The sequence below is a fragment of the Lentzea alba genome (genome assembly GCF_011067745.1).
In the GTDB taxonomy this organism is placed as follows: domain Bacteria; phylum Actinomycetota; class Actinomycetes; order Mycobacteriales; family Pseudonocardiaceae; genus Lentzea; species Lentzea alba.
Genome location: NZ_JAAMPJ010000017.1, coordinates 212,049 through 220,076, shown reverse-complemented (window position 1 = coordinate 220,076; position 8,028 = coordinate 212,049). Strand labels below are relative to the sequence as shown.

At 69.7% G+C, this 8,028-nt stretch carries 8 protein-coding genes; 4 read left to right on the top strand and 4 right to left on the bottom strand.

Annotation, left to right across the window (positions count from 1 at the left end; all coding sequences use genetic code 11):
* Positions 1-152 precede the first annotated feature (152 nt).
* Entirely contained in the window at positions 153-773 is a 621-nt protein-coding gene (locus G7043_RS43585; protein ID WP_166054846.1) for a hypothetical protein, read from the bottom strand.
* A gap of 218 nt (positions 774-991) precedes the next feature.
* Here G7043_RS43585 and G7043_RS43580 point away from each other — a divergent pair, with 218 nt between their 5' ends.
* On the top strand, positions 992-1,171 hold the full coding sequence (locus G7043_RS43580; protein WP_166054844.1) for a hypothetical protein: 180 nt from the start codon (positions 992-994) through the stop codon (positions 1,169-1,171).
* 103 nt (positions 1,172-1,274) lie between these two features.
* Positions 1,275-2,459, top strand: a complete 1,185-nt coding sequence (locus G7043_RS43575) for a helix-turn-helix domain-containing protein (RefSeq protein WP_166054841.1) — start codon at positions 1,275-1,277, stop codon at positions 2,457-2,459.
* On the opposite strand, the gene G7043_RS43570 is transcribed toward G7043_RS43575, so the two are convergent.
* Entirely contained in the window at positions 2,450-5,311 is a 2,862-nt protein-coding gene (locus G7043_RS43570) for an AfsR/SARP family transcriptional regulator (protein WP_242643313.1), read from the bottom strand. The genes G7043_RS43575 and G7043_RS43570 overlap by 10 nt on opposite strands.
* 173 nt (positions 5,312-5,484) lie before the next feature.
* Here G7043_RS43570 and G7043_RS43565 point away from each other — a divergent pair, with 173 nt between their 5' ends.
* On the top strand, positions 5,485-6,057 hold the full coding sequence (locus G7043_RS43565; protein ID WP_166054839.1) for a vWA domain-containing protein: 573 nt from the start codon (positions 5,485-5,487) through the stop codon (positions 6,055-6,057).
* A gap of 85 nt (positions 6,058-6,142) precedes the next feature.
* On the top strand, positions 6,143-7,081 hold the full coding sequence (locus G7043_RS43560; RefSeq protein WP_166054837.1) for a hypothetical protein: 939 nt from the start codon (positions 6,143-6,145) through the stop codon (positions 7,079-7,081).
* Here the strand turns inward: G7043_RS43560 and G7043_RS43555 are convergent.
* On the bottom strand, positions 7,076-7,477 hold the full coding sequence (locus G7043_RS43555; protein WP_166054835.1) for a PPOX class F420-dependent oxidoreductase: 402 nt from the start codon (positions 7,475-7,477) through the stop codon (positions 7,076-7,078). The genes G7043_RS43560 and G7043_RS43555 overlap by 6 nt on opposite strands.
* A 33-nt stretch (positions 7,478-7,510) precedes the next feature.
* Positions 7,511-8,020: a hypothetical protein gene (locus G7043_RS43550; protein ID WP_166054833.1), complete on the bottom strand. Its 510-nt coding sequence runs from the start codon at positions 8,018-8,020 to the stop codon at positions 7,511-7,513.
* Positions 8,021-8,028: the final 8 nt, after the last annotated feature.

Here is an 8,028-nt window from a genome sequence, read left to right as displayed (position 1 = left end):
TACCCAGCCTCGAACAACGCGACAGCAGCCTCCCGCTGCCGCTCACACAACGAACTTCGTGGATGCAACGAACCGCTCCCCGGAGAGTCGGAACTGGATACCAGTCCAACTTCCGGGGAGCGGTTCACCGGTGGGGCACCGCCCTTTTCGCGTCACGCGGTCAACATGTCCTCGATTCGTTGGTACAGGGTGGAGAGCACGTCGGCGGAGCCGCCGAGGACGACGAAGTTGACCGTGTCGTCGCTCGCTTCCACCGCGTACACCGTGTCGCCTGACCGTTCGACGCGCACGGCGATCGTGGTGTCGCCCAGGTGCAGGGTGCCGGAGAGGTCGCGGCCGGGTGATGCGGCGGCGAACTGTTCGGCCAGGGCGCGCAGGGCGGGCGGTGCGGGCGGTTCTGGAGTCGCGGGTGGCGGCGGGTGTTCGACCGTTGCCGCCACGTCGGCGACGGCCACGCGGTCCTGGCCCGCGGTTTCGGCGGCTTCCACGCGGCTCACCAGGGCGTCCACCAGGCCCTCGTCGGCGCGCAGGTAGGCGGACGACTCGGGGGCCTCGCCGGTCAGCACCGGCAGCACGTGCTCGTCGCCGTTCACCGTCAGGTCGTCCACAGTGGACACGAACGGCACGAAGAAGCGCACCTGAGCCTGCGGCAGGTCGTTGCCCTCCAGCACGGTCAGGCCGCGCTGCCGGCAGGCCTCGACCACCTCGTCGACCACGGCGCGCTGTTCCTCGGCGAACGACACGGCGATGTCGTAGGTCGCGGATTCGATCACTCCTACCTCCTCCTGCTGGACCGGCCGGCGGCCGGTTGCGCGCAGCATCCACGCCGGGTGTTGACCAGAAGTGGATGAGGAGTGGACGCGTTGACCACCTCGGTGGGCAACGGGAAACACCTGTTTTCACGGTTTGTGGAGATGAATCCTCGAAGTAGCCCGCTCCGACGGCGGGCGAAATCCCGGAATCAATCGCGATTTCCTTCGGAGGATTCGTCATGTCCAAAATCGTGTCCAGTTTCGTCGCCGGTGCCACCACGCTGGTGACCGCACTCGTCGTCGCCGCCGCTGTTTCCGGTGGTGGCGCGGCCAGCGCGGACGACAACCCGCCGGTGCCTCCTACCACCACGACCACCACGGAGACGCAGAACGGCGGCGGCAACCCGTGGTACGGGTGAGTTAGTGGCCAATTCGCCCTGGCCATTTTTTGTCATGGCCAGGGCGATTGCCCTGCGCAGAATCCGATGATGTACTCGGCGTACGCCGGAGTGGGAGGCAGTCGTGGCCGGAACTTTTGGTGAGTTGTTGCGCGAACACCGCATCGCCGCGGGGATGTCGATGGGTCAGCTGGCGAAGCTGATTCATTACAGCAAGGGTTATCTCAGCAAGATCGAGAACGACCTCAAACCGCCGACGCCCACGGTCGCGCGGCTGTGCGACGGCGTGCTGGACGTCGGTGGCCGGCTGATCGAGGCCGCGCTGCACGAAGCCCCGGCACTCGGCCGCCGTCAGGTGCTGATGGCCGGCACGATGCTCGGCGTCGGCGCGCTCGCGGGCAGCGGGGCGCGGCCGGTGCCGGACGAACAGGTGATCGCGGGGATGCGCGCGTCGTTCGAGAACCTGCGGGGACTGGGGTTGCGCACCAGCCCGATGATGCTCATCGAACCGCTGAAAGCCTTGCAGCACACCGTGCACGGGATGGCCCGCGAGAACGTCGGGCCGGTCGGGACGAAGCTCCTCCGGCTCGCCGCGCGCATCGCCGAGTACACCGGCTGGATGAGCCAGGAGGCCGGCGACGAGCAGGGCGCGCTGTGGTGGACCAGGCAAGCTTCCGAACTGTCGCGGGCGGCGTCCGATCCGGACATCGCGAGCTACTCGTTCGTGCGGGAGGCGGGGATCGCGTTCTACCGGCAGGACGCCCAGAGCACGATCAACCTCGCCCAGCAGGCGCAGTGGATCGGCAGCGCGGGGGCACGCGTCCTCGCCCTGGCCGCGCGGCGTGAGGGGCAGGGCCACGCACTGGCCGGAAACCGTTACGCCACCGAGAGCTCGTTCGACCGGGCGGTGCGGCTGATGGACTCCGCACCGCCGGACAGCCCGTACCCCGCGCTCGGTCCGAGCGCACCCGATCCGCTCGAACTGGCCAGGGGCTGGGCGTTGAGCGACCTCGGCCTCAACGCCGAAGCCGCGACCGTGCTGGACCGGCAGCTCACCCTGGTGCCCGCGACGTCGCGTCGCACCAGGGCCCGCTTCGGCACCAGACGATCACTCGCCCACGCGCTGGTCGGCGACGTCGACCAGAGCTGCCGGACGCTCACCGAGACGATCGACGACGCGGCGCACGTCGACTCGGCGACCGTCCGGACGGACCTGCGGCAGCTGGCCAGAACCCTGGGCCGGTGGCACAACCACAGCGCGGTCAGGGAGGTTTACCCCGACCTGAAACGACTTCTGACTCACCGCTGACCGCACGCACACCTCAACGCCGCGCGCTCGGCCCGCACCTCCTCTACCTCGGGCTGGTCGAGCTCGGCGTAGATCGCCTCGGCCGCGTCCCAGTGCGGCACCGCGGCCGCGTGCCTGCCGAGCGCGTGCATCGTCCGTGCCACACCGATTTCGCCGGTGGCCTGGTACGAGCGGTTGCCCGTGCCGGTGGCCGCGTCCGACAACGTCTGGTACAGGCGCAGCGCCCCCGCCAGGTCGCCGCCGTCAAGTGCCGTCAACGCCCTGTCGCGCAACAACCGGGCGCGCAGGTCCGTGTCGGCCACACCGGCCGCGGCAGCCGCTGCCAGCTCGTGGTGGCGCAGTGCCTCGCCGAGCCGGCCCGCGAGCCGGTGCGCGTCGGCGATGTTGGTCAACGCGTAGGCGGCCACGCAGTCGTCACCGAGCTCGACCGCGATCTCGTGCGCCTCCACGTGGTCGGGAATGGCCTCGTCCAGCATTCCGAGGTGCTGGCGGTTCGCGCCGCGGTTGTTCAACGCGTGGGCCAGGCCCTGCAGGTGACCGATCTCTCGCAACATCCGCACGGCGTCAGTCTGTTGCCGCAGCGCCACTTCGTACTCGCGGTGCTGTTCGTTGAGGTAGCCGAGCATGCTCAGCGCGTGCGCCTGGCCGCGGAGGTCCCCGCACAGCTCGTACTTCGCCAGCGCGGCCTCGGAATGCCGCATCGCCTCGTCGTGGCTGCCGAGCGCCATGGCGGCGAGGGCGAGCGCACACGACGTGTCCGCCTCACCCGCCAGGTCGCCGAGCCGGGACCACCTCGGCAGTGCCTGTCCGGCCAGGTCGAGGGCCTCGGCGTGCCGGCCGAGCCGGTTGTTCGCGAAGGAGAGGCGCAGCAACACGTGCGCCTGGCCGCGGTCGTCGTCCGCACGCACGGACTTCACGGCCTCGATCCAGTCCTCGAACCGGTTCGCGGTGTTGAAGTACCGCCAGATCAGCGCGGCCAGCCTCCACGCGTGGTCCGTGCCCGCGTGCCGGATCGCGGCCATCAGGTTGTCGCGCTCCGCGGTGATCCACGCCAGCGCCTTGTCCTCGTCGGTGAACGACAGACCGTGCGGGCTCGTGCGCTCCACCGACGGCTGGACGGTGCGGTCGAACGGGTACGCGGCGCTCACCGCGTTGGTCAGCGTCACGAGGTAGAAGTCCAGCAGCCGCACCAAAGCGTCCTCGGACGGAGGTTCCTGCGCCGCGAACTCCTTGACGGAGTCGAGCATCTGGTAGCGGTCCGGGGAGAGCTCCTCCAACAGACAGACCTCGTGCAGGTCGTCGAGCAGCTTGCGGGCGTCGGCGACGTCGCGGCCGATGAGCGCCGCCGCGCCGATGACGTCGACATCAGGGCCCGGGAGGTGGCCGAACAGCCGGAAGACCTGCTGCAGCTGGTCGTTGAGCTGGAGGTAGGACGCGTGCACCGCGGCGTCTTCCCGCAGCGGTCCCTGCTCGTCCAACAGGCCGAGGAGGTTGTCCAGCGACCAGCGGTCGTGCCTGCGCAGCAACGCCGCCGCGACCGTGATCTCCACCGGCAGGTACCCGCAGCGCTTGACCAGCCCGGCCACGTCCGCCGCCCTGCCGCGCACGCGGAACGGATCGGTGAGCGCCCGGAACAGGTCGGAGGCGTCACGCGGCGGCAGCGGGGACAGCCGCACGTGCTCGCTGATGTCCGGATCACCCATCTTCCTGCTCGTCACGACGGCGAAGCAGTCCTGCGACTCGGGCAACAGCGGCCGGATCTGCTCCGGTGAGTACGCGTTGTCCAGCACCACCAGGGTTTTCGTGCCGTAGAGCTGGGTTTGGTAGAGCGTGGCCTTGCGGCTGACCGTGTCCGGGATCTGCTCGGCCGGCACGCCCAACTCGGTCAGCAACTGGGTCAGCGCGTCCGACACCGGCATCGGCACCACGCCAGGCGTGAACCCGCCCAGCCGCACCAGGAGCTGGCCGTCCGGGAACCGGTGGCGCAACCGGTGCGCCGCCTCGACGGCCAGGCCGGTCTTGCCCACGCCGGGCGCGCCGCTGATCCACACCGCGCGTCGTTCACCGCTGCCCGCGGCGGCCACCTCGATCGTCTCCAGCTCGCCGGACCGGCCGGTGAACCCGCCCGGACGGGACGGCAGCGAGCTGACCGGCTCACCGTGCTCGGCCCGTGCCGCGAGCTTGCGGAGCACCGATCCCGGTTCGTACCCGGCCTCCGCGAGCGCGGTGCAGGCGCTCTTGTAGACCCGGATGGCGCCTACGCCGTCGCGGCCCGCGATCAGCGCGCGCATCAACAGTTCGGCGTACTTCTGGTTGGCCGGGTCGGTCGGCAGGGCGCGGCGCATCCGGTCGCGCGCCGAGCGGTGGTCACCGATGCCGAGCTCCAGTTCGGCGAGGTCACCGAGTGCGTCCGCGTAACTGTCGGCGGGGGAGATCACCGACGCGCCGCCGACCCGGTCGATGTCGATGTCGTCGAGGAACCTGCCGCGCCACAACGCGACCGCCTCGCGCAACAACTCGACGGCCTTGCGCTGGTCGTTGTCCTGCACGGCTTGCGCTGCTTCCTGACGCAGCCGGTCGAAGCGGACGGTGTCGATCTGGTCCTCGTCGACGCGCAGCACGTAGCCGGTCGGTGTCGTCTCGATCGAGGCGTCGGTCGGCTCGAACGCCTTGCGCAGCTTGTTGATGTAGCCGCGCACCAGGTTCCGGCGGTCAGGGTTGTCGGGCCACACGGTTTCGGTGAGCCGTTCAGGTGACACGGGTTTGTTCGCGTGCAGGAGAAGCACGACGAGGATGAAGCGTTGCTGCTGGTCGCCCAAGGACACGGAGGTGTTGCCGTGCCAAGATTCCAATGGACCCAGCATACGAAATTCCACGCAGTCCTCCCGGTGCCCGAGCCTCCATCTGGGAGGAATGTCGCGCAAGGGCCCGTTGGCGTGTCAGCGAATCAGCTTTTTGTCCACGTTTGATCAACGCGATCCGGTAACGGTTCCCCGTGTCACGCTTGGTGGTGAAGGGGAGACCGATGGTGTCCGAGGTGTTGCCCTGCTACGTCGTGTGCGACGTGTCGTTCTCGATGACCGACCACATCGACGAGGTGAACGCGGGCATGCGCGAGTTTCGCGGTGTGGTGCACGCGGATCGCCGCGCGACCGCCCAGATCCGGCTCTGCGTGGTCGTTTTCGCGGAACGGCCGTTGGTCGTGCAGCCTCTCCTGCCCGCGCTCGACCCCGCCGAACCGATTCGTCCCCGCCAGGAATCGGGCTCCGACTTCGGTTCCGCGTTCACCCTCGTGCACGCCACCATCGAACGTGACGTGAAAAGTCTTAAAACGCAGCGAATCCGGGTGCGCCGCCCGATGCTGTTCTTCATCTCCGACGGCAGGGCGACCGATCGTGGCTGGCCACAGGCGCTGGCGCGGCTCTGCGCCACGTCGTCGTGCCCGGAGATGATCGCGTTCGGCTTCGGAGCCGTCGACCAACCGGCGCTGGACCGCATCGGCACCTCGCGGGTCTTCCTCGGCCGCGACGGCGTCCGGCTGGGCCTCGCGCTGGCCTCCTCGGTCGCGCGGACGGTTCTGCGACCGGAGCACGTCTGATCCACGGCGTGTCCACTTCTCGTCCACACGCCCGCCGCAACCTGCCTTCGCCGCACGTGAGCGCGCAAGGGGAGGGAGAGCGGAGATGACGACGCACGCGACCTTGGTCCGTGAGCTGAAGACCCTTCGCAAGGGACGGGGTGTGCACGCCGGGCGGATCGTGGACCGGGTGGGCACGGCCCTGGCCGCCGCGTGCGGGATCACCAGGGCCGACGGACCGGCCGCCGTCCGGCAGAAGCTGGTGTCCCGGCTGACCGAGCTGATCGAGCAGCTCCCGGAGGACCTCCACTTCGCGGCGCGGGCGGCGTTCGGCCTGGTCCCCGACGTCCGGCACCCCCTCTACCAGGAGCGGGTCAACTGGGTGGCGGCCGCGATCGACCGCGACTCCCGCACCGTGCGCCGCCGCGTCGACGAGGCCGTCGACCAGCTGGCCGAGCTCGCCGCGACGACCACCCCGCGCGACGCCGCCGGCTGGCACACCGCGGAACTGAGCGTCGCCGTGGTGCTCGACCAGGGGCAGCCCGAGGTGCTGGAGCGCTACCAGGTCGTCATCGACGGGGACGGGGTCGACAAGCTGGAGTTCGCCTCGGTGTTCCCGGTGCGCAGACGGGACGTGGACGTCCATCTGCTGTACGGCGGCACACTGCAGGACCGCAGCTCCGCGGTGGAACGTCCCGGCTTCACGCTGCTGCCCGCCGAACCGCTGACCCGCGGCGACACCCACGACTTCGCGATCCGGTACCGGCTGTCGAACCGGGACGCAATGCACCCGTGCGTTCTGCACGTGCCCGAACGGCCGTGCGAGGTGTTCGACCTGCGCGTGCGGTTCGAACACGACCGCAAACGGCTCGTGCGGACGTTCGACGGCGTGCTGCAGCGGTCTGATGCCGAGCCGAGCGGGACCCAGCACGCGGTGGACCGGGCCGGGGAGATCCACCTGCGGTTCCGGCGGCTGCTGCCGGGGCTGCTCTACGGCGCGCGGTGGGGTGGGTCGGTGTTGTGCTCGGCGCGGCGGGCTTCATGACCGTCGCGGTTCGTACCACCGTTCGCCGGCTGGTTCGCCCGCCATGTTCCACGCCCAGGCGCGCGTCGGGGTGATCCGGCAGTAGCTGCCGGGACCCATCAGACCGACGCGGTCCACCGGGTCGTCCGCGATGCCGTAGACGCGGACGGCCCGGGCGATGAAGGGGTTCAGCGACACCAGGTCGTCGATCACCAGCGACACCTTGCGGCGGCCGGCGGTGATGTTGCGGAACTTGCGGGTGTGCAGGACCTGCGCGCCCACGCCGCCCACCCAGAAGTGCGTGCCGTCGTACTCGAAGGCCAGCGGGACGACGTCCGGCTGGCCGTCCTCGTTGATCGTCGCGAGGCGGGCCAACGGCTGTTCGCGCAGGTAGGCGATCTCTTGTTCGGTGAACATGCCCCTTATACGAACACGAGCCCGCGTTTTCGACTACTGGGGCGACCAACCTGGTGGCGGGTACTGCGGCGGGTACTGCGGTGGCACGGTGCGGCGGCGGGAGCGGCGCACCAGGAAGACGATCAGGACGATCAGGCCCGCCAGGAACAGCAGGAACACCACCGCGCCCACGATCAGCCACGTCACGATGGTCCGGCCCACGTCCTCGGCGGGCTTCTCGGTCACCTGGCGCTCGCCGAACGCGGCGCGCAGGTCTTCCTCCTTGTAGACCTCGTGGGACTCGTTCAGCGTGATGGACACCTGGTCGAGGCGCTGGGGGTAGGTGTTCCAGACGATCTCGGCGATCTCGTCGGTGGCGTGCCTCGGGCCCGCGCCCGAGGCCCTGACCTCCAGCCGGTCGGTGCCGTTGACCGAGCCCTGGTTGGTCGAGATGCGGGTGTATCCGGCGTCGGTCAGGCGGGAATGCAGGTCGGTCATGTCGGTGACCGCGCCGCAGCCCGCCAGCGCGGTGCACAGCAGGAGGAGCAACGCCAGCCGTTTCATGGGGACAG